16 protein-coding genes and 1 tRNA gene are annotated in these 22,652 nt (G+C 43.6%); 2 read left to right on the top strand and 15 right to left on the bottom strand.

Features of this window, described 5'->3' with window-relative positions:
* From ACSSVW_RS19845 to ACSSVW_RS19905, 13 genes are all read right to left on the bottom strand, one after another.
* On the bottom strand, positions 1 to 95 hold a 95-nt coding region (locus tag ACSSVW_RS19845; RefSeq protein WP_021032652.1), incomplete at its 3' end, for a GTP-binding protein.
* Positions 96 to 155: 60 nt separating this feature from the next.
* Positions 156 to 2,270, bottom strand: coding sequence for an elongation factor G (gene fusA, locus ACSSVW_RS19850; RefSeq protein WP_036971554.1), 2,115 nt, complete (start codon positions 2,268 to 2,270; stop codon positions 156 to 158).
* Positions 2,271 to 2,297: 27 nt separating this feature from the next.
* Positions 2,298 to 2,768, bottom strand: coding sequence for a 30S ribosomal protein S7 (gene rpsG, locus ACSSVW_RS19855; RefSeq protein WP_036971557.1), 471 nt, complete (start codon positions 2,766 to 2,768; stop codon positions 2,298 to 2,300).
* Between the two features lie 97 nt (positions 2,769 to 2,865).
* Positions 2,866 to 3,240 (bottom strand): 30S ribosomal protein S12, encoded by a 375-nt coding sequence (rpsL, locus tag ACSSVW_RS19860; RefSeq protein WP_002958885.1) that lies wholly within the window; start codon positions 3,238 to 3,240, stop codon positions 2,866 to 2,868.
* Between the two features lie 192 nt (positions 3,241 to 3,432).
* Positions 3,433 to 7,605 (bottom strand): DNA-directed RNA polymerase subunit beta', encoded by a 4,173-nt coding sequence (rpoC, locus tag ACSSVW_RS19865; protein WP_036971561.1) that lies wholly within the window; start codon positions 7,603 to 7,605, stop codon positions 3,433 to 3,435.
* A gap of 97 nt (positions 7,606 to 7,702) precedes the next feature.
* The gene (gene rpoB / locus ACSSVW_RS19870) at positions 7,703 to 11,728 is read right to left on the bottom strand and encodes a DNA-directed RNA polymerase subunit beta (RefSeq protein ID WP_036971565.1); all 4,026 of its coding nucleotides are present in this window, start codon (positions 11,726 to 11,728) and stop codon (positions 7,703 to 7,705) included.
* A gap of 272 nt (positions 11,729 to 12,000) precedes the next feature.
* Positions 12,001 to 12,363: a 50S ribosomal protein L7/L12 gene (rplL, locus tag ACSSVW_RS19875; protein ID WP_036971568.1), complete on the bottom strand. Its 363-nt coding sequence runs from the start codon at positions 12,361 to 12,363 to the stop codon at positions 12,001 to 12,003.
* An 81-nt stretch (positions 12,364 to 12,444) separates the two neighbouring features.
* Positions 12,445 to 12,939, bottom strand: a complete 495-nt coding sequence (gene rplJ, locus ACSSVW_RS19880) for a 50S ribosomal protein L10 (RefSeq protein ID WP_036971571.1) — start codon at positions 12,937 to 12,939, stop codon at positions 12,445 to 12,447.
* Positions 12,940 to 13,258: 319 nt separating this feature from the next.
* On the bottom strand, positions 13,259 to 13,963 hold the full coding sequence (rplA, locus tag ACSSVW_RS19885) for a 50S ribosomal protein L1 (RefSeq protein ID WP_036971573.1): 705 nt from the start codon (positions 13,961 to 13,963) through the stop codon (positions 13,259 to 13,261).
* Positions 13,964 to 13,967: 4 nt separating this feature from the next.
* Positions 13,968 to 14,396, bottom strand: coding sequence for a 50S ribosomal protein L11 (gene rplK / locus ACSSVW_RS19890; protein ID WP_036971575.1), 429 nt, complete (start codon positions 14,394 to 14,396; stop codon positions 13,968 to 13,970).
* Positions 14,397 to 14,610: 214 nt separating this feature from the next.
* Positions 14,611 to 15,168 carry a transcription termination/antitermination protein NusG gene (gene nusG, locus ACSSVW_RS19895; RefSeq protein WP_036971577.1) on the bottom strand — a complete coding sequence of 186 codons (558 nt, stop codon included), beginning with the start codon at positions 15,166 to 15,168 and terminating at the stop codon, positions 14,611 to 14,613.
* Between the two features lie 4 nt (positions 15,169 to 15,172).
* Positions 15,173 to 15,550, bottom strand: a complete 378-nt coding sequence (gene secE, locus ACSSVW_RS19900; RefSeq protein WP_036971579.1) for a preprotein translocase subunit SecE — start codon at positions 15,548 to 15,550, stop codon at positions 15,173 to 15,175.
* Positions 15,551 to 15,682: 132 nt separating this feature from the next.
* A tRNA-Trp gene (locus ACSSVW_RS19905) sits at positions 15,683 to 15,759 on the bottom strand.
* Positions 15,760 to 15,926: 167 nt separating this feature from the next.
* Between ACSSVW_RS19905 and ACSSVW_RS19910 the strand changes: the two genes are divergently transcribed.
* Together ACSSVW_RS19910 and ACSSVW_RS19915 are read left to right on the top strand one after the other, a co-directional pair.
* Complete coding sequence (locus ACSSVW_RS19910; RefSeq protein WP_454180025.1) at positions 15,927 to 19,874, top strand: two-component regulator propeller domain-containing protein; 3,948 nt, start codon at positions 15,927 to 15,929, stop codon at positions 19,872 to 19,874.
* A gap of 123 nt (positions 19,875 to 19,997) precedes the next feature.
* Positions 19,998 to 21,140 (top strand): CsgG/HfaB family protein, encoded by a 1,143-nt coding sequence (locus ACSSVW_RS19915; RefSeq protein ID WP_065978257.1) that lies wholly within the window; start codon positions 19,998 to 20,000, stop codon positions 21,138 to 21,140.
* 127 nt (positions 21,141 to 21,267) lie between these two features.
* On the opposite strand, the gene ACSSVW_RS19920 is transcribed toward ACSSVW_RS19915, so the two are convergent.
* Together ACSSVW_RS19920 and deoC are read right to left on the bottom strand one after the other, a co-directional pair.
* Entirely contained in the window at positions 21,268 to 21,768 is a 501-nt protein-coding gene (locus ACSSVW_RS19920; RefSeq protein ID WP_454180027.1) for a hypothetical protein, read from the bottom strand.
* Positions 21,758 to 22,501 (bottom strand): deoxyribose-phosphate aldolase, encoded by a 744-nt coding sequence (gene deoC, locus ACSSVW_RS19925; protein ID WP_036971793.1) that lies wholly within the window; start codon positions 22,499 to 22,501, stop codon positions 21,758 to 21,760. Before deoC ends, ACSSVW_RS19920 begins: the two co-directional genes overlap by 11 nt.
* Positions 22,502 to 22,652 lie beyond the last annotated feature (151 nt).

A 22,652-nucleotide genomic window follows, 5' to 3' on the forward strand; every position in this document is an offset into this window, starting at 1 on the left:
ATTGCTGCAGTTAGGGTAGTTTTACCGTGGTCAACGTGGCCGATTGTACCAACGTTTACGTGCGGTTTTACGCGTTCAAACTTTTCTTTTGCCATCTTAAAAAATTCCTATAAAGAAATTAACGCCTGACCCACTATTGGGCCAGACAAGCTAAATCATATAACAGCGCGAGCTGCAATTATTGCATCTGCAACATTCTTAGCGGCTTCTGCATACTTTAAAAACTCCATAGAGTAAGATGCACGGCCTTGTGTTGCAGATCGCAGATCAGTTGCATAACCAAACATTTCAGAAAGTGGCACTTGTGCATTAATTTGCTTAAGACCACCGAATGCTTCTTCCATGCCTTCGATCATGCCGCGGCGACGGTTTAAGTCACCAACTACATCACCCATGTTTGCTTCAGGAGTGATAACTTCAACCTTCATTACTGGTTCTAGAAGAGCAGGGTTTGCTTCAAGCGCCCCTTTCTTCATCGCCATTGAACCTGCAATTTTAAATGCCATCTCATTCGAGTCTACATCATGGAATGAACCATCATATAAAGTCGCTTTAACGCCAAGTAATGGGTAGCCTGCCAGCACACCTTGAGCCATTTGCTCTTGGATGCCTTTATCTACCGCAGGGATGTATTCTTTTGGAACGGCACCACCAACGACTTCGTTAACGAATTCGTAAATTGGGGCGTCGTTGTCCGAAATATCCATCGGTTCAAGTTTAAGCCAGACGTGACCATATTGACCACGACCACCTGATTGACGTACGAACTTCCCTTCAACTTCAACAGTTGAACGGATAGCTTCACGGTATGCAACCTGCGGCTTACCAACGTTACATTCAACACTGAATTCACGTTTCATACGGTCGACAATGATATCAAGGTGAAGTTCACCCATACCAGAAATAATAGTCTGGCCTGATTCTTCGTCAGTTTGTACTCTGAAAGATGGATCTTCTGCTGCTAGTTTACCTAGTGCAATACCCATCTTGTCTTGGTCAGCGATTGTGCGAGGCTCAACCGCAACAGAGATAACTGGCTCTGGGAACTCCATACGCTCAAGCGTAATAATAGAGTTCGGATCACACAGTGTTTCACCTGTTGTTACGTCTTTAAGACCAATAGCCGCTGCGATGTCGCCTGCATAGACTACTTTGATCTCTTCACGTGAGTTTGAATGCATCTGAACGATACGACCAAGTCGCTCACGCTTACTTTTAACTGGATTGTATACCGCGTCACCCTGTTTAACAGTACCAGAGTAAACACGGAAGAAGGTCAAGGTGCCAACGAACGGGTCTGTCGCAATCTTAAAAGCAAGTGCTGCAAACGGTGCGTTGTCATCAGCAGGACGCTCTTCCTCAGTACCATCTTCAATGATACCTTGGATTTGTTTCACTTGTGTTGGCGCAGGCATATATTCAATAACAGCATCAAGCACAGCTTGAACACCTTTATTTTTAAATGCGCTACCACACGTCATGGGAACAATTTCGTTTGCTAATGTACGCTGACGTAACGCTGATTTAATTTCAGCTTCGGTCAGGTCTTCACCTTCTAGATATTTATCCATTAGCTCTTCTGACGCTTCAGCAGCGCTTTCAACTAAGTGAGAGCGCCATTCTTCTGCAAGCTCAAGAAGGTCTGCCGGAATGGCCTCATAAGAGAAAGTCATGCCTTGATCTTCGGCATTCCAGTTAATGGCTTTCATCTTAATGAGGTCAATAACACCTTTAAAATCGTCTTCAGCACCAATTGGTAGCTGAATTGGAACAGGCGTTGCTCCAAGACGAGATTTCACCTGACTAACAACCGTTAAGAAGTCAGCGCCAGTGCGATCCATTTTATTTACGAAGATCATACGAGGAACTTCATATTTGTTCGCTTGACGCCAAACTGTCTCAGTTTGCGGCTGTACACCTGATGAAGCACAAAGAACAACTACCGCACCATCAAGTACACGTAAAGAACGCTCTACTTCGATAGTGAAATCTACGTGCCCTGGAGTATCAATAATATTGATACGATGGTCGTCAAACTGCGCGTCCATCCCTTTCCAGAAACACGTTGTTGCAGCAGAAGTGATTGTGATACCACGCTCTTGTTCCTGCTCCATCCAATCCATAGTTGCAGCGCCATCATGTACTTCACCAATCTTATGAGAAAGACCGGTGTAGAACAGAACACGTTCTGTTGTGGTGGTTTTACCTGCATCTACGTGAGCGCAAATACCTATATTACGATAGCGCTCAAGTGGAGTTGTACGTGCCATAAAATCCTCTTAAAGGTTAAGGGCAGATTACCAACGGTAATGAGCGAATGCTTTATTCGCTTCAGCCATACGGTGAACGTCTTCACGTTTCTTAACCGCAGTGCCTTTGTTGTCAGCAGCGTCAACGATTTCTTGAGCTAAACGTAAGCCCATAGATTTTTCGCCACGCTTACGTGCAGCGTCTACTAACCAACGCATACCTAATGCGTTGCGACGTACTGGACGTACTTCAACTGGTACTTGGTACGTTGAACCACCAACACGGCGAGATTTAACCTCTACCTGTGGGCGAACGTTATCAAGTGCAGCTTCAAAGATTTCTAGGTGCGACTTGCCTGATTTCTCAGCAGCCACGTCTAACGCACCATAAACGATTTTTTCAGCAGTAGATTTCTTGCCGTCTAACATTACTACGTTAACGAATTTAGCAAGAAGTTCCGATCCGAACTTAGGATCTGGAAGAATTTTACGTTGACCTATTACGCGTCTTCTAGGCATTTTGTATCTCCGGTATCTTCAGGTTTGCTCTTTTAGAGTCAATACCCAAAACAATTAATTTAAAAATTTAGTGCTTGGCCTTACTAACGGAGAACCATTAGCCCTTAGGGCGTTTAGCACCGTATTTAGAACGAGCTTGACGACGGTCGCTTACGCCTGCACAGTCAAGTGCACCACGAACAGTGTGGAAACGCACACCTGGTAAGTCTTTAACACGACCACCACGGATTAGGATTACACTGTGCTCTTGTAGGTTGTGGCCTTCACCACCAATGTAAGATGTTACTTCGAAACCGTTTGTTAAACGTACACGCGCTACTTTACGTAATGCAGAGTTTGGTTTCTTAGGTGTAGTTGTATATACGCGAGTACATACACCACGCTTTTGCGGACACGCTTTAAGCGCAGCTGAGTTACTTTTAGTAACCTTGCTACGACGTGGCTTACGCACTAGCTGGTTAATAGTTGCCATTTAAATAGCTCCTGAAATTAAAATTACTACTGAAAAAATAAAAAATCCGCCCTGTTTACATGCTCGTTACAAAACGTGCAGGCAAATGGGTGGCGGAATTTTAATGAGCAAAGTTTAACCTGTCAACCTTAACTCATCGCAAGGCAGCAGATAACTGCCTCGCGACTACTTAATCTATTGATTAAGTTGAGATTATTGGTTTCCAGAGATATCAGCATTAAGTGCGTCAGTTAATGCTTGAGTTGCCTCTTCAGCGCTAACAGTCTGCTCTTCGATGATTTCACCTTGCTTACGACGGTTCAAACGGTCTTGGTGATACGCAAAGCCAGTACCGGCTGGGATCAGACGACCCACGATTACGTTCTCTTTCAGACCACGAAGCTCATCGCTCTTACCATTTACAGCGGCTTCAGTAAGGACACGTGTTGTCTCCTGGAACGAGGCTGCTGAAATGAAAGATTCTGTTGCAAGTGACGCTTTAGTGATACCCATTAACTGGATTTCAAATTTAGCTGGGATCTTGCCTTGCTTTTCAAGGTCGCGGTTCGCGATATTAACGCGTGCCACTTCAACTTGTTCACCGGCTAAGAACTCAGTGTCACCGCCGTCAAGAATGATACATTTACGTAGCATCTGACGAATAATTGTCTCAATGTGCTTGTCATTGATCTTAACGCCCTGCAAGCGGTAAACCTCTTGCACTTCGTTAACGATATAGTTTGCAACATGAGTTACACCACGTAGGCGTAAGATGTCATGTGGTGATTCTGGACCATCGGCGATAACCTCACCTTTAGACACTTGCTCACCTTCGAACACGTTAAGTTGACGCCATTTAGGAATCATCTCTTCGTATGCGTCACCCTCTGCTGGCGTGATTACAAGACGCTTCTTACCTTTCGTTTCTTTACCGAAGCTAATCGTACCGGTGATTTCTGCAAGAATTGCAGGATCTTTCGGCTTACGTGCTTCGAATAAGTCAGCTACGCGAGGTAGACCACCCGTGATATCACGAGTCTTCGAACCTTCTTGCGGAATACGTGCAAGTACGTCACCTGGGTTTGCTGTCGCGCCGTCTGTTACTTCAATCGTTGTGAATGAAGGAAGACGTGTTTCTTGCAGACCACGCTCATCGCTTTCGATGATTAGTTTAGGTTCTTTCGCATTTACTTTACCTAAGTCTTTAACAACCACACGTGTTAAACCAGTTAACTCATCTGTTTGTGCTTCGGTATTTGAGTCATCAATATCGCTGAACGAGATTTTTGACTTATGCTCAAGAACGATTGGGTGACTATGCGGATCCCAAGTCGCAACGATATCGTTACCTTGAACTTCCGAATTATCTTGTACTGTTAACACGGCACCGTAAGGTACTTTATAACGCTCTTTCTCACGACCAAAGCTATCGATGATAGTGATCTCTGTTGAACGAGACGTGATAACAATCTTACCGTCTGTGTTTAATACGTACTTCGCATTGTGTAACTTCAATGTACCGTTAGTTTTAACTTGTACACTGTTCTCAGCAGACGCTCGAGATGCCGCACCACCGATGTGGAAGGTACGCATTGTAAGCTGTGTACCCGGCTCACCGATTGATTGTGCCGCGATAACACCTACTGACTCACCTGGATTGATGATGTGGCCACGCGCAAGGTCACGACCGTAACACTTAGCACATACACCAAAGTCATTATCACAGGTGATAACTGAACGAACGCGTACTTCATCCACTGAGTGCTCTTCTAAAAGGTCACACAGTTTTTCGTCAAGCATAATGTTACGCTCAACAAGTACTTCGTTAGTACCAGGAATAACAACATCTTCAGCAACAACACGACCAAGTACACGTTCGCGAAGTGCTTCTACAACGTCACCACCTTCAATAAGCGGTTTCATTGTTAAGCCATCTTCTGTGCCACAATCGTCTTCGTTGATTACTAAGTCTTGTGCAACGTCTACTAGACGACGCGTTAAGTAACCCGAGTTTGCTGTTTTAAGTGCTGTATCGGCAAGACCTTTACGCGCACCGTGCGTTGAGATGAAGTACTGTAGTACGTTTAGACCTTCACGGAAGTTCGCCGTGATTGGTGTCTCGATGATTGAACCATCTGGACGTGCCATTAGACCACGCATACCCGCTAACTGACGGATCTGAGCGGCGCTACCACGTGCACCAGAGTCGGCCATCATAAACACTGAGTTGAATGAAGATTGCTCTTCTTCTTCACCTTTCGCGTTGATTACCGTGTCTTTTGATAAGTTCGCCATCATCTCACGTGATAAGTTTTCATTTACACGTGACCAGATATCGATAACTTTATTGTACTTTTCACCAGCCGTTACAAGACCTGATTGGAATTGTTGGTTGATTTCAGTTACTTCAGCTTCCGCTGATTCAATGATTTCTGCTTTAACCGGTGGGATAACTAAGTCATCAATACCGATTGAAACACCTGACTTCATTGCGTAGTGGAAACCGGTGTACATTACTTGGTCAGCAAAGATAACAGTATCTTTAAGACCTAGACGACGGTAACACTCGTTTAATAAGCCAGAAATCTGTTTCTTACCTAGGGCTTGGTTGATTAGCTCAAACGGCATGCCTTTAGGTAGGATAAGTGAAAGAATCGCACGACCTACTGTTGTTTCAACAATAGTAACGTAATCAACTGCTTCACCTTCTTCATTCTTAATTGTCTCGCTGATACGTACTTTTACGCGCGCATGTAGCTCAGCGTTGCCGCTGCGGTATGCTTTTTCAGCTTCTTTAGGATCTTTAAATACTGCACCTTCGCCTTTCGCATTAATGCGATCACGCGTCATGTAGTAAAGACCTAATACAACGTCCTGTGAAGGAACGATGATTGGCTCACCATTCGCTGGAGACAGAATGTTGTTTGTAGACATCATTAGAGCACGTGCTTCTAACTGTGCTTCAAGCGTTAACGGTACGTGTACCGCCATTTGGTCACCATCGAAGTCAGCGTTGTACGCCGCACATACTAATGGGTGTAAATGAATCGCTTTACCTTCAATTAGCACAGGTTCGAACGCTTGGATACCCAAACGGTGAAGTGTTGGTGCACGGTTAAGTAACACTGGATGTTCACGAATTACTTCGTCTAATACATCCCATACTTCTGCCACTTCACGCTCAACCATCTTCTTCGCTGCTTTGATAGTCGTAGCCATGCCGCGACGCTCAAGTTTGCCGTAGATAAATGGTTTAAACAGCTCAAGTGCCATCTTCTTAGGAAGACCACACTGGTGTAGTTTAAGCGTAGGACCTACTGTGATTACAGAACGACCAGAGTAATCTACACGTTTACCAAGTAAGTTCTGACGGAAACGACCTTGCTTACCTTTGATCATATCAGCAAGCGATTTAAGAGGACGTTTGTTAGAACCTGTAATCGCACGACCGCGACGACCGTTATCAAGTAGCGCATCAACCGCTTCTTGTAACATACGTTTTTCGTTGCGTACGATAATATCTGGTGCCGCTAAATCTAATAGACGCTTAAGACGGTTATTACGGTTAATAACACGACGGTAAAGGTCATTTAGATCAGATGTCGCAAAACGACCACCGTCTAGTGGTACTAATGGACGTAGATCAGGTGGCAATACTGGAAGTACTGTCATGATCATCCACTCAGGGTTGTTACCTGATTGGTGGAACGATTCCATTAATTTAAGACGTTTAGTGATCTTCTTACGCTTCGTTTCAGAGTTAATTGTTGGTAACTCTTCACGCATTTCAGCAATTAATTGGCCAAGATCAAGTTCACGAAGCAAGTCTAATACTGCTTCTGCACCCATCTTCGCTTCAAACTCATCGCCGTGCTCTTCTAGCGCATCTAGGTACTCTTCTTCACCTAAAAGCTGACCACGCTCAAGCGTTGTCATACCCGGCTCAGTTACCACGAATGATTCGAAGTAAAGTACGCGCTCGATGTCACGAAGTGTCATGTCTAGCATTAAGCCGATACGTGACGGTAATGATTTTAAGAACCAAATATGCGCAACTGGGCTAGCAAGCTCAATATGACCCATACGGTCACGACGCACTTTAGTCAGCGTTACTTCAACGCCACACTTTTCACAAATAACACCACGGTGCTTAAGGCGCTTATATTTACCACATAAACACTCATAATCTTTCACTGGGCCGAAGATACGGGCACAGAATAAGCCGTCGCGCTCAGGCTTGAAAGTACGGTAGTTGATTGTCTCAGGTTTCTTTACTTCACCGTATGACCATGAACGAACCATATCTGGCGAAGCAAGACCAATGCGAATTGCATCGAATTCTTCGGTCTTATTTTGTTGCTTCAGAAACTTAAGTAAGTCTTTCACCTTAGCTCTCCTGTCGGAGGTTAATCTTGAGGGCGAATAACTCGCCCCTACATTCTATTCGGCCTAACAGGTGCGGCTTATGCCGCACCTAAATGGCTTAATTTTCTTCCAACTCGATGTTGATACCCAGTGAGCGGATTTCTTTCAACAATACGTTGAACGATTCTGGCATACCTGGTTCCATCTTATGGTTACCATCTACGATGTTCTTATACATCTTAGTACGACCGTTCACGTCATCCGATTTCACTGTTAGCATTTCTTGTAGTGTATATGCAGCACCGTAAGCTTCTAGTGCCCACACCTCCATCTCACCGAAACGCTGGCCACCGAACTGCGCTTTACCACCCAGCGGCTGCTGAGTAACAAGGCTGTAAGAACCAGTTGAACGCGCGTGCATCTTGTCATCAACCAAGTGGTTAAGTTTCAGCATGTACATGTAACCAACGGTTACTTGACGTTCAAACTGATCGCCAGTACGGCCATCATAAAGTGTAACTTGACCGCTTCTTGGATAACCACCAAGCTCTAGTAAGTCTTTGATTTCGCTTTCACGAGCACCATCAAAGGCTGGAGTTGCGATCGGTAAACCACCTTTCAAGTTTTCAGCTAAGCGACGAACTTCATCATCAGAGAATGAGTCGATATCGACTTTCTGACGACAATCACCTAAATCGTAAACTTTCTTAACAAAGCTACGGATTTCGTGCAGTTCACGCTGCTCTTTCATCATTTCTTCAATGCGCTCACCCACACCACGTGCAGCAAGACCCATGTGTGTTTCTAGGATCTGACCGATGTTCATACGTGATGGTACACCTAGCGGGTTCAGAACGATGTCTACCGTACGACCTTTGTCATCGTATGGCATATCTTCTACTGGTACGATAGTCGAGATAACACCTTTGTTACCGTGACGACCCGCCATCTTATCACCCGGTTGGATACGACGTTTAACAGCTAGGTATACTTTAACAATTTTAAGTACGCCTGGTGCTAAGTCATCACCCTGAGTGATCTTACGACGTTTGTTTTCAAACTTCTTATCGTATTCAGCTTTAAGCTCATCGTACTGGGCAGCTAGTTGCTCAAGCTCTGATTGCTTGTCTTCTTGAGCAAGGCTTTGAGTAAGCAGCTTTTCAGCATTAAGTGATGCAATTGTGTCTGCGTTCAGACCAGCGTCAACAAGTAGCTTACGAGCACGGTCTAATACACCGGCTTCTAAGATACGGAACTCTTCGTTGAAGTCTTTCTTCGCTTCGCGAAGCTGCATGTCTTCAACTTCTAACGCACGCTTATCTTTTTCAACACCGTCACGGGTGAAAACTTGTACGTCGATTACGGTACCTGTTACAGAGTTTGGTACACGTAAAGAGCTGTCTTTAACGTCTGACGCTTTCTCACCGAAGATCGCACGTAGTAGCTTTTCTTCTGGTGTTAATTGCGTTTCGCCTTTCGGAGTCACTTTACCTACTAGGATATCGCCGCCTTTTACTTCAGCACCGATATAAACAACGCCTGATTCATCAAGCTTGCCTAGTGCAGATTCACCTACGTTAGGGATATCTGCTGTGATCTCTTCAGGACCTAATTTAGTATCACGTGCGATACATTGTAGTTCTTGAATGTGGATAGTCGTTAGACGATCTTCTTGAACTACGCGCTCTGATAGTAGGATTGAATCCTCGAAGTTATAACCATTCCATGGCATGAATGCCACGCGAAGGTTTTGACCTAGTGCTAAGTCACCTAAGTCAGTCGAAGGACCATCTGCTAACACATCGCCACGTGTAACCGGCTCACCAACCATACACGTTGGTTTCTGGTTAATACATGTATTTTGGTTTGAGCGTGTGTATTTAGTAAGGTTGTAGATATCGATGCCCGCTTCACCTGGAACGCGCTCATCTTCATTTACATTTACAACGATGCGGCTTGCATCGGCATACATTACTTCACCACCACGCTTAGCAACGATCGTTACACCAGAATCTTTTGCTAGTGTAAGCTCGATACCTGTACCTACCAGCGGCTTGTCCGCGATAAGTGTTGGTACTGCTTGACGTTGCATGTTTGAACCCATCAATGCACGGTTCGCATCATCGTGTTCTAGGAACGGGATAAGCGCGGCCGCTACAGAGATCACCTGTTGTGGTGATACGTCCATATATTGTTGGTCCATTTTGCCCATAAAGGTTGATTCACCTTTGTGACGGCATGGAATTAGTTCATCAACAAACTCATTGTCATCGTTCAAGTTTGAGTTCGCCTGAGCGATTACAAACTGACCTTCTTCAATGGCTGATAGGTAATCAACTTCATCAGTTACAACACCGTTTACCACTTTACGGTAAGGTGTTTCTAAGAAACCATAGTCGTTTGTACGTGCGTACGTAGACAATGAGTTAATTAGACCGATGTTTGGACCCTCAGGTGTTTCGATTGGACATACACGACCATAGTGGGTTACGTGAACGTCTCGCACCTCGAAGCCAGCACGTTCACGTGTTAAACCACCCGGGCCTAATGCAGAAATACGACGCTTATGCGTTACTTCTGAAAGCGGGTTATTTTGGTCCATGAACTGTGATAACTGAGACGAACCGAAGAACTCTTTAACCGCTGCCGAAATTGGCTTAGCGTTAATAAGATCTTGTGGCATTACCGCATCAAGGTCACCTAAGCTTAAACGCTCACGTACTGCACGTTCTACACGTACTAGACCAACACGGAATTGATTCTCAGCCATTTCGCCAACGCTACGGATACGACGGTTGCCTAAGTGGTCGATATCATCAACATCGCCAACACCGTTACGAATAGCGATAAGCACTTTCATAACAGCTACGATGTCTTCTTTCGATAATGTGCCAGGGCCTGTATCAGTGTCATAACCTACACGGCTATTGAACTTCATACGACCAACTGTTGATAAATCATAACGCTCTTCAGAGAAGAACAAGTTATCAAATAAGGCTTCAGCCGCGTCTTTCGTCGGTGGCTCGCCTGGGCGCATCATGCGATAAATTTCTACTAATGCTTCTAAACGGTTGCTTGTTGTGTCGATACGAAGGGTATCTGACATGTAGGCGCCGCTGTCAACTTCATTGATATATAACGTATCAATCTTAGTGTGACCTGCTTTAACCAACTCAGCCATTAGCTCAAGTGATAGCTCGTCATTCGCGTTAGCGATGATCTCACCCGTTGACTCATCAACGTAGTTTTTAGCTACAACACGACCAATGATGTACTCATGCGGTACTTCTAATTGGTTAATACCTTTTTTCTCGATGTTCTTGATGTGACGCGCAGTAATACGACGACCCGCTTCAACAAGGACTTCACCGTCATCGCCTTTGATATCAAAAGCGGCAGTTTCACCACGTAAACGTGAAGGCACTAGTTCCATAAGAACTTTACCGTCAGTTACTTCAAACGCAGTAGTATCGAAGAAGATATCTAAGATTTCTTCTGTAGAGAACTCTAGTGCACGTAAGATAATTGACGCCGGTAATTTACGACGACGGTCAATACGTACATATAGGTTATCTTTTGCATCAAACTCGAAGTCTAACCATGAACCACGGTAAGGAATTACACGCGCGTTATAAAGTACTTTACCTGACGAGTGAGTTTTACCGCGGTCGTTATCAAAGAATACACCAGGGCTACGGTGTAGCTGAGAAACGATAACACGCTCTGTACCATTGATTACAAAGGTACCGGTATCAGTCATGAGCGGAATTTCGCCCATGTAAACTTCTTGCTCTTTAATGTCTTTAACTGTGCCTGGTGCTTCTTTGTCCATCACCACAAGACGCAATTTTACGCGAAGTGGAGCAGAATAAGTCACACCGCGAATTTGACATTCTTTTACATCGAATACTGGCTCACCAATACGATAACTTACGTATTGAAGCTCAGAATTTCCCGAGTAGCTTTTGATCGGAAACACAGAACGGAAAGCAGCTTCCAAACCGTGATCGCCATCAGCGTCAGGGACTAAGAATTTTTTAAACGATTCTAACTGCGTCGACAGTAAGAAAGGTATATCCAAAACTTGTGGACGTTTACCAAAATCCTTACGGATACGTTTCTTTTCAGAATAAGAGTAAGCCATGGGGTTCCTCAGCTTGCTGATCTTTGACCCGACCTGTTCTTGTAAGAACAGACTTAACTGGCATCTATGCCAAGATGTACAACATTAAATTGTTGTTCTAGTTCACTCTGCTACTTTCAACACCTTTACAGGTAACAACTTGAAAATAAAGAGAAAATTAGATTTTATTTGCACTATAGGAAAACATCGCTCCATAGCGCAAAAAGGCCGGTGATTAAATAATCACCAGCCCTTGCCTGATTACTCAGGCAGCGAACCTAGCGTAAGCTAGATTACTTAACCTCAACTTCAGCACCAGCTTCAGTAAGGTCTTTTGCAAGCGCTTCAGCTTCTTCTTTAGATACACCTTCTTTGATAGGTGCAGGAGCTGATTCAACAAGTGCTTTAGCTTCTTTAAGGCCAAGACCAGTTGCACCACGTACAGCTTTGATTGCAGCAACCTTGTTAGCGCCAGCGCCAGTAAGGATTACGTCAAACTCAGTCTTCTCTTCAGCAGCTTCAGCAGCTGGACCAGCAACAACAGCAGCTGCTGCAGTTACGCCGAATTTTTCTTCCATTGCTTCAACTAGAGCAACAACGTCCATTACTGACATTTCAGCAATAGCATCAAGGATTTGGTCTTTAGTTACAGACATTACAAATTTCCTAATTATTACGGACTAATTTTAGTCCAAAAAAAATATTACACCGAAAGTGAACAAAAAAACAGCTTAAAATTAAGCAGCTTGCTCAGCTTTCTGTACACGTACTGCTTCAATTGTTTTACACAATTTGCCAGCAGACGCTTCTTTCATAGCGCTCATTAAGCGTGCAACAGCTTCGTCGTAAGTAGGTAGAGTTGCTAGCATAGCTGCGTCTACTACGTTACCTTCAAATGCAGCGGTCTTAACTTCGAATTTCTCGTTCTTCTTCGCGAAATCTGAGAAGATACGCGCAGCAGCACCAGGGTGCTCTGAAGAGAAAGCGATTAAGCTTGGACCAACAAATGAGTCAGAAAGGCACTCAAAATCTGTTCCTTCAACAGCACGTTTAGCTAAAGTGTTACGAACAACTTTCATCCATACACCAGCTGCACGAGCTTCTTTACGAAGGGCAGTGATAGCACCAACTGTTACACCACGAGAATCTGCAACAACTGCAGAAAGAGCACCAGTGGCTGCTTCGTTGACTTCAGCAACAATTGCTTTTTTGCCTTGAAGATTTAAAGCCATGGGTGTTACTCCTGGTTTAATGGGTCGCCGATATTGGCTTCCCTGTTCTACTCTTCCCCATCAATGATGGAGATGCTTTTTACGGCGAGAGCCAGAAGATTAGGAAAAATCTATCTGGGGATTCACACCGTCTACGTAGGTAAAAATATTAAGGCCGAAGCCGCCTACGGTCTTGGACGGAAGCCCAATTTATCGTTTATACCCGAAGGCGTACGAAATTATGGACTTCAACCCGAATTCTTTACTTGTTTTGAAATTAACTTTCTCAACAAAATGGCGCAAAATTATAGTTCAAATTTCGCGCCATGTAAACTCTTAATTAAGCAACAGTTGTGCTTAGAGAGTTTTGGTCAACAGCAACACCTGCGCCCATTGTTGTAGAGATAGTTACTTTCTTCACGTAAGTACCTTTTGCTTGAGAAGGTTTAGCCTTCTTAAGCGCAACAATAAGAGCTTCAAGGTTTTGTTGAAGTTGCTCAGCAGTGAAATCAACCTTACCGATAGTAGTATGGATGATACCGTTCTTGTCGTTACGGTAACGAACTTGACCTGCTTTCGCGTTTTTAACTGCTTCTGCAACGTTAGGTGTTACAGTACCAGTTTTAGGGTTTGGCATTAGACCACGTGGACCTAAGATTTGACCTAGTTGACCAACAACGCGCATAGCGTCTGGAGATGCAACAACAACGTCAAAGTTCATCTCGCCTTTCTTAACTAGATCAGCAAGATCTTCCATGCCCACTAATTCAGCACCGGCTTCTTTTGCAGCTTCTGCATTAGCGCCTTGAGTGAATACAGCAACACGAACGTCACGACCAGTACCGTTAGGTAGTACAGTTGCACCACGAACGTTTTGGTCAGATTTACGAGCATCGATACCAAGGTTAACAGCAACGTCAACACTTTCTACGAATTTAGCTGTCGCTAACTCTTTTAAAAGAGCAACTGCTTCGTTGATTTCGTAATCTTTAGTCGCATCCACTTTTTCGCGGATTGTACGCATACGTTTAGTTAATTTTGCCATTATCTTAGTCCTCTACGTTCAAGCCCATCGCACGCGCAGAACCTGCGATAGTGCGAACTGCAGCGTCCATATCAGCTGCTGTAAGGTCAGGTCGTTTTGTCTCAACGATTTCTTCAAGTTGAGCACGAGTTACTGTACCCACTTTTTCAGTGTTAGGACGGCCAGAGCCTGATTTGATACCTGCAGCTTTCTTAAGTAAGTAAGCAGCCGGTGGCGTTTTCATTTCGAACGTGAAAGAACGGTCGCCGTAAACAGAGATCACTACAGGAACTGGAGCGCCTTTTTCGATAGATTCTGTACGTGCGTTGAACGCTTTACAGAATTCCATGATGTTTACACCGTGCTGACCTAGTGCTGGACCTACTGGAGGACTAGGATTAGCCATACCAGCGGCAACTTGTAGCTTGATAATAGCTTCAACTTTTTTAGCCATAATAAATACCTCATTTGGTGGGTCATAGCCTTGTGCGCGCGAGGACGCGTACTCTAACGGCTTCCCAGTTTAAAAATTGGTTCTCACTTTATGTGATAAAACAAGTTACTACTTGCCCTAACACAAAAAGGCCGCTGATTATAAGTTAATCAACGGCCTTTTTCAAGCATATTGCCAAAATATTAAACGATTTTGGCTGCTTTAATTTTTTATCTTACTTGTCTTGTTCAACTTGACCAAATTCAAGCTCAACTGGCGTAGAACGACCAAAGATAAGTACCGATACTTTTACGCGGCTCTTTTCGTAATCCACTTCTTCAACAACACCGCTGAAGTCAGCAAATGGACCATCGATAACACGAACAACTTCGCCTGGCTCAAATAATGTAGCTGGCTTAGGTGCTTCAGAGTTCTCTTGAAGACGGTTTAAGATGCGATCTGCTTCTTTTTGGCTGATTGGCGCTGGACGATCTGACGTACCACCAATAAAGCCCATTACACGTGCAGTGCTGTTTACTAAGTGCCAGCTTGCATCGTTCATGTCCATTTGTACAAGTACATAACCTGGGAAGAATTTACGCTCAGATTTACGCTTTTGACCTGCGCGCATCTCAACAACTTCTTCCGTTGGTACTAATACTTCACCAAAACTATCTTCCAAACCTTCAATCTTGATATGCTCAAGAATAGTTTGTGCAACACGCTTCTCATAACCAGAGAAAGCTTGTACTACGTACCAACGTAGTTTCTTTTCGTTCTTCTCATCCGACATGGGATTAGATCTCCAATCCAGTTAAAAAGCCTACGGCGCGGAATAAAATGCCATCTAATCCCCAAAGGATAAGTGCCATAATCACAGTTGCAACCATTACAATTAATGTCGTATGGGTTGTTTCTTGGCGTGTTGGCCACACAACTTTACGTACTTCGATACGTGCTTCTTTAGCAAATGCTAAAAATGTACGACCTTTTTCTGTTAGTGAGGCAATGCCTAAACCCGCTGCAACAGCGACTACTACACCAATAGCACGCAACAATACAGACTGATCTGCATACATGTGATTACCAACTACTGCGCCTGCAAGTAGCGCAATCGCTACAATCCACTTAACTGAATCCATCGCACTTGATGGTGTTTCTACATTCGTGCTCATAATATTATTACCTTAACTACAGACACAACAACCCTGCGCGAAGGCAGGGTTAATCCATTAAAATCTAAACTTAAAAACAGACTTATTTAAACCGATTTTTAATTTCAGACTCCACACTTATTGTGTAAAAAGTGGCAGGGGCGGAGAGATTCGAACTCCCAACCGTCGGTTTTGGAGACCGCTGTTCTACCAATTGGAACTACGCCCCTGCAAAGTGGATGCCTATTATACTTACGCAATTCATTAACACAAGAGTAAAAGATACCCAGAAGTTAAAATCTCACCTGTTAGTATAAAAATCAATATTAACATTGATTAAAAAGCAGTTTACTATCAGCCTAATAAAGGAACAAAAACACCAACAAGATGGATCTCTGTGCAGCATTTAAACACCCTATTATGCCTAATATTTTTCAGCTTAGCTGTTCTGAAAAGTCATGTTGTAAGTGCGCAATCACTTCACTTAAACAGCTTTGATAGCGAGCATGGCTTAAGTCAAAACTCCATTAATTGCAGTCTCACTGATGCGCAAGGGTTTCAGTGGTTTGCCACACAAGGAGGGCTCAATCGATTTGATGGCTATGAATTTAAACGCTTTAAAGCACATACTTCAGCGACCAGTATTTCCGGTAATTGGATTACCGCATGCTTAAAAGGCACTGATAACGACCTTTGGTTTTCAACAGCCAGTAAAGGACTAAACCGGCTTGATCCCACCACGGGCCAATTTTACACCTATTCGACCTTTACAAACCCACAACTCAGTGATGATAAAATATGGTCTTTGGCTTTTGATAAGAGTGGCAATATATGGTTGGGTCATGAACAAGGCACACTCAGCTACTTTGATATTGCAGCGCAGCAATTTGAGACTTATCAGGTTGCTGAAAATACACAACAAAACATTGTCATCAGAGACATTATTGCAGTACAAAATACCCTGTGGCTTGCAACCAGCCATGGTCTGATGTCGTTTAACCCTAAAACCAAACAATTTAAACATGACATCGCCCTCACCTCGCCACTTTGGCATCTTAACAAGTTAAGTTCAAATCAATTGCTCATCGGTGCAAAACAAGGGCTGTATATATTTTCAATCGATACAGAGACATCTTTCGAATTGCCGCAATTTAAGGGAGTTTGGATCACTGACAGTCTTCTCGACAATCAGCATAACCTGTGGCTAACAAGTTATGGGCAAGGCGTATACTTTTTAGCTGCGGGGGCAGATATATACACTGACGTTGCACACTATCGTCATGATGTACAAAAGCCTAACGGACTCAAAAATGATTACTTACTCTCTCTATATCAAGACCCGCAAGGAATTATTTGGATTGGGACCGATGGTTTTGGTATACACAGATACGATCCGAAACAGCAACAATTTGGACATCAAAGCACAACGTCAAGCCCTCACTCTCTCACGCATAATTTTATTCGTGCGATTATTAAACGTAAAAATGGCCAGTTGTGGGTTGGCACGCGCGAGGGTTTAAATCGTGCGATACCGCAAGGCTATCAGCACTATACAACCCGCTTACCCAATACCAACATATTTAGCTTACATGAGGATAAAAGGCAGCAATTGTGGGTTGGGACATACGGCGGCGGGCTTCTTAAATACCAAGATGAAAGCGATGATTTTGTCAGCTATACCATGCAAAGCCACCAGCTTAGCAGTGATCGCGTTTATGCAATTGAGAGTGATAAAGACGGCATAGTGTGGCTCGGTAGTAACCAGGGATTAACTCGCTTTGATCCAGATTCAGAAACAGTGACCCATTATCAGCACAATGCAACCCATAACAGCTTAGCCAATAATACCGTTTTCACACTTGCGTATGATAAGAATGATCACGCTTTGTGGGTGGGTACGCGTGCGGGACTCAATAAGTTTTCCATTGAAACAGAGCAATTTACATTACTTAATGAACGCACAGGTCTGAGCCATAACATGGTCACGTCGTTATTACTCAGCGACGATAAAACGCTGTGGGTCGGCACAATGCAAGGCCTCAACAAAGTCAATAAACAAAACTTTGATGTGGAGCATATTAGCGAGCAACATGGCCTAGTAAATGACAATATTTTTGACATTTTAGCCGATAAACAAGGCTATTTATGGTTAGCTACCAATGGTGGATTAACGCGTTATCATCCAATAACGGGCAGCATACAACCGTTTTTACCTGAAGATGGAATCCAGCATCAATCCTTCATTCTTGGGGCTAGTTTTCAAGCGACAGATGGCGAGCTATTCTTTGGCGGGATAAATGGTTTTAATCAGTTTTACCCTGACAAACTCACCTTAGATCACACTCCCCCCACTCCCGTATTAACCGAGTTATTGCTTAATAACCGTGAAATTAGCACTGATTTTTTTGACCACAGCACCGACACGCTGATCAATGCGACAAACACGTTCTCTTTCGCAAAATCAGCGGGAGTTATTGGCTTTAAATTTAGTGCATTGAATAACGCCGCCACACCAAAGCATTATCAATATGGCTATAAACTAGCGGGGTTTGACCAACAGTTTTTATATAATGATGCATCGCAACGTCAAATAAACTACCCGCAGCTTCCTGCTGGACATTATCAATTACAGCTAAAAGTAAGGGATCAATATGGGCAGTGGAGTGAGGGTACCACCCTACTCGAACTGAAGGTTGTTCCACCTTGGTGGCAAAGCAATGTCGCTTATTTATCTTACACACTATGTGCAATGACATTAGCATGGCTGGTTATTAGTTCAATTTATCAGCGCAAGCTGGCCGAACAGCAAAAACAAAAAGAAATTGAGTTAAATAAATTAAAAGATCAGTTCTTAGATAATATAAGTCATGAACTTAAAACCCCATTGAGCTTGATTCTGGCTCCCATTAGCCAGTTACAGCAGTCCACCCACAGTTCGCAGGCTCAATCGCAATTAGCAAGCATAAAACGTAATTGCCAACGCTTGCTTGACTTAATAAATCAACTACTGCAACTGAGCAAACGACCCAGTACGGCCGTGCATTATGTATCCGCTTATTCATTAACGACTTTTTTAACCGATCTCATCGATGACTTTGCGCCGCTATTCGCCCAAAAACAGCTTAAATTTAATTTTCAAGATCACTGTGAAACTGTGTGCACTATAAATATCGCGCCTAATCATGCGCACTCTATCGTCAGTAACCTGGTCAGTAATGCGCTTAAATATACTCCGGCAGGCGGTGAGGTTCGAGTGTGTTTACATCACAGCGATAACCTCGCGCATATCAGCGTGTCCGACACAGGAATTGGCATTGCAAAAGACCAACAGGTGAAAATATTCGAAAGGTTTACTCGCTTAGACACATGTTCAGAAACCGGCAGTGGTATTGGGCTTACATTAGTGAAACAACTGGTCGAGGATTATGGCGGTGAAATATCACTAACCAGCTCGCCAGCGCAGGGCAGCTGTTTTACGGTCTCGCTGCCTACAGTTATCAGTGCAACAAAACAAAACTTGCCAACGGTCACCACCCAACCTGGCTTAAGGCAAACACTCATGATTGTTGAAGACAATAGTGATATGAGTGAGCTGCTCTTGTCACTATTTAGTGAGCAATTCAATTGCATCTGTGCTTACGATGGCCACCAAGCCTTGTCACTTTGTCAGTCTGAATTACCCGACCTTATTATCAGTGATGTTATGATGCCTAACATGGACGGATACCAAATGCTTGCGAAGCTTCGTGCTGATAACGCGACCAGTCATATACCGGTTTTATTATTATCTGCCAAAGCTGACACGCCTAGCCGTTTAAAAGGCCTTGATTTACTGGCTGACGACTTTTTAAGTAAACCCTTTGAACCGTCTATTTTACTAAGCAAAGTAAAAGGCCTGCTCAGTTTGCGTTATTTACTAAATCAACACTTAGCGGCTCAACTTACCTCTGAGATACAAAGCGACAATAATGAGTACGTTACGGTGCAAACTAAAGACTCTGTATTTACAGAGAAGCTTAAAAAGGTGGTCCGAGAAAACTATCAGTCGGATCAGTTTTCAATTGAACAGCTGGCATCAGCACTGTGTTTAAGCCCTCGGGCACTGCAGTTAAAAATGAAAGCACTGTATTCACTCACCCCTTCTGACTATTTACGTAACACACGTATTGAGTATGCAGCTAAACAGCTAATAGAAAGTTCATTAGCCATAGGCTTAATAGCAGAAAATAATGGGTTTAGTTCTCAAAGCTATTTTGCTCGCAGCTTCAAAGGACACTTTGGTGTATCGCCGAAGCAATATAGAGAAAAGCATCAGAAACAGCCTGATTTTCGCCTAAGTGAATAAAGTCTTCGCATATGTACTATTAATAAAGCACTGATTTTTATAGCTTATCCATACTATCGTTCATAACTTTGCCTCCTCGTTATGACGTTTATTTACTGCATGGATATAAGTTAAGGAAATCAAATGTTCGCTAAAAAATACCCTACAATTACGGTGGCCTTACTCAGTGCTGCATTATGCGCATGCCAAAGCACAACAACTTCAACAACAAATCAAAACAGTCCAAATGTGAATGAAGTAGCACAGCAACAGTATAACGGTCCAAAAGCACGTATTGCCGTGGCGCGCTTTACTGATAAATCAAATGATTCACGATGGTGGCGAAAAGAAATTGGTGAAGGCATGGCAGATCAATTAACGACTGCGCTGGTCAGTACGAACCGTTTTATTGTATTAGAGCGTCAAGCACTTGATGCCGTCTTGTCAGAGCAAGATTTAGCGGTCTCTGGAAGAGTAAGCGCTGCATCGGGGGCGGCTTACGGTGAAATTGAAGGGGCTGAAATTGTGGTTGTGGCCGCAGTAACCGAATTTGATGACGACAGCTCAGGTGCCAGTGTTGGCAGTGGCGGCTTTATTGGTGATGTGTTTAGCTCGGTATCGGCAGGCTTCTCAGGCTCGCATATGGCAATTGATCTACGCTTAATCGACACACGCACTTCGCGTATTCTGGCAGCCACCAGCGTAGAAGGCGGAAGTAAGGACTTTGACTTCACCTCCGCAGCCACTAACTTTGGCGGCGCACTCGTCGGGGGTAATCTCAGCGGATGGTCAAACACCCCTAAAGAAAAAGCCTTACGAGAAGTGATTGTTAAAGCCGTCGAGTTTTTAGAAAGCAAAGTACCAAGCACTTACTATCGCTACAATAGTGATAACACCATTGCTACAGGACACTCTGCTCCAGCCCCTCTAAGAGTGACAGCAAAAGCAACTGGCGCAAAAACCGCCGTCGCAAACACACCGTCAGTCACAGTGCCCACTCATAGAATGCCCCATTACGAAAAAATGGACTTGGCAATGTCTCGTCTAAACTTAGTCTGCTTGGGCTACTTAAAAAACCAACCTCATTACGAAGAGTTTGAAACAGAAGATGTAAAATACGATCGCGCAACGGTTATTGCACTCACTGAATATCAACAAGAAAATAAACTCACCGTCACAGGTTTGGCAGATGAAAAAACCAAACAGTCACTCGATAATACCCAATGTATTGCTAAAACGAATAAATCAGGGCTGGAAAGCTTAGGCAGTATGTTTAAATTTAACTAATTGAAGTAACCAAGCTTAATAACGTCAATTAGCCTTATACAGCCAGTAATAACCACTGGCTGTATTGGCAAAAATGAGTGACGGTGTCCCTGAACGTTTTATTCTCATTTTTGCTAACATCTTCCATTTATAAAATTTGTACTAGTTCACCACGATAAAAGTCACACAATAACCAAATTTGCTGGAATGGATGCCCTTTTGGTACATCGAGATGAGTGAGCACGGCCTTAAAATCATCTAAGTGCCAAATAGTGCTGGCATTACGGATCAATAACCATGGATGCTCTGATTCATACTGTTTTTTCGCTTTTTGCGCGAGTAACCGATGCAGTGCACAATGTAAACGCTGATCGCTTGGCTCAAGTGCCATCTCAGCAAGGTCGCGCTGCATACTAATTGACAAGGGCCGTCCTAATACGGCCATCGCCTCTGTTTCACTGGCGTATAAATGCGCAATTTCAATATCGAGACGCTGCTCACCTTTGTAGCAGCTCACATCTGGCTTACTTGGTGTATTATGCCAAATATTGCGCATTTTGATCCCAAACTCTTTTTCATAACAGCGCAAAAATAATTTTGCGGCGCCATGCTCAAGGGCTATTTTTTCTTGCTCACTATCACGATTCATTTAATGTCGCATATACATCACTTAATAACCCCGAAGCACCAAACCTAAATAGTTTAGGCTTTATATAGGCTTCACCCATTATAGATTCAGCTAAGGCCAAGTATTGAGCGGCATCAGCAACGGTTCTCACTCCCCCAGCGGCTTTAAAACCGACGTTTTTACCGCTTGCTTTAATTGCGGTTAAAATAATCTCTGTTGCAGCTAAGGTTGCATTTACCGCCACTTTACCCGTACTCGTTTTGACAAAATCAGCCCCGCCATCAATCGCAAGTTGGCTCGCTTTAGTTATTAACTCATCTGTTAATTCGCCACTTTCGATAATCACTTTTAACACGGCTTTATTGCCGCAGGCATCTTTTGAGGATTTGACGTACGTTAAAACCTTCTCTTCATCACCTGCAATGAGGGCTTTGTATGGGATCACTAAATCAATTTCGTCAGCGCCACGCTCAATAGCAAACAAGGTTTCATTTATCACCTGTTCTAAAGGCTGCTCTCCTGTTGGAAAATTGGTGACGGTGGCCACCTTTACTTGCTTTAGCGCACGCTCTGCCAACGCTAATTTAGCATCACTAACAAACTGACTATAAACACACACCGCCGCAGGCACGCCTAACTTTGGCTGAATACTGGCAATAAGATCTTCAATTGTTTGTGCCGTATCGGTGTCATTGAGGGTTGTTAAGTCCATGAGCGCCACAGCTTGGGCTGCGATTGTTTGCATGTTTTTCATAAATCGTATTTTTGTGTTGCCATAATAGTGACCCATAGTAGCAAATTTTTATGTTCTGGCTATAACTCATAACTAATCACCATAAGCCTAGTTATTTTCTTGTAACTCGCCGCAATCCCTTGTTAACTAAGTCTTAAGCCAAATAGAACCA

The organism is Pseudoalteromonas sp. MBR-15 (assembly GCF_053628915.1).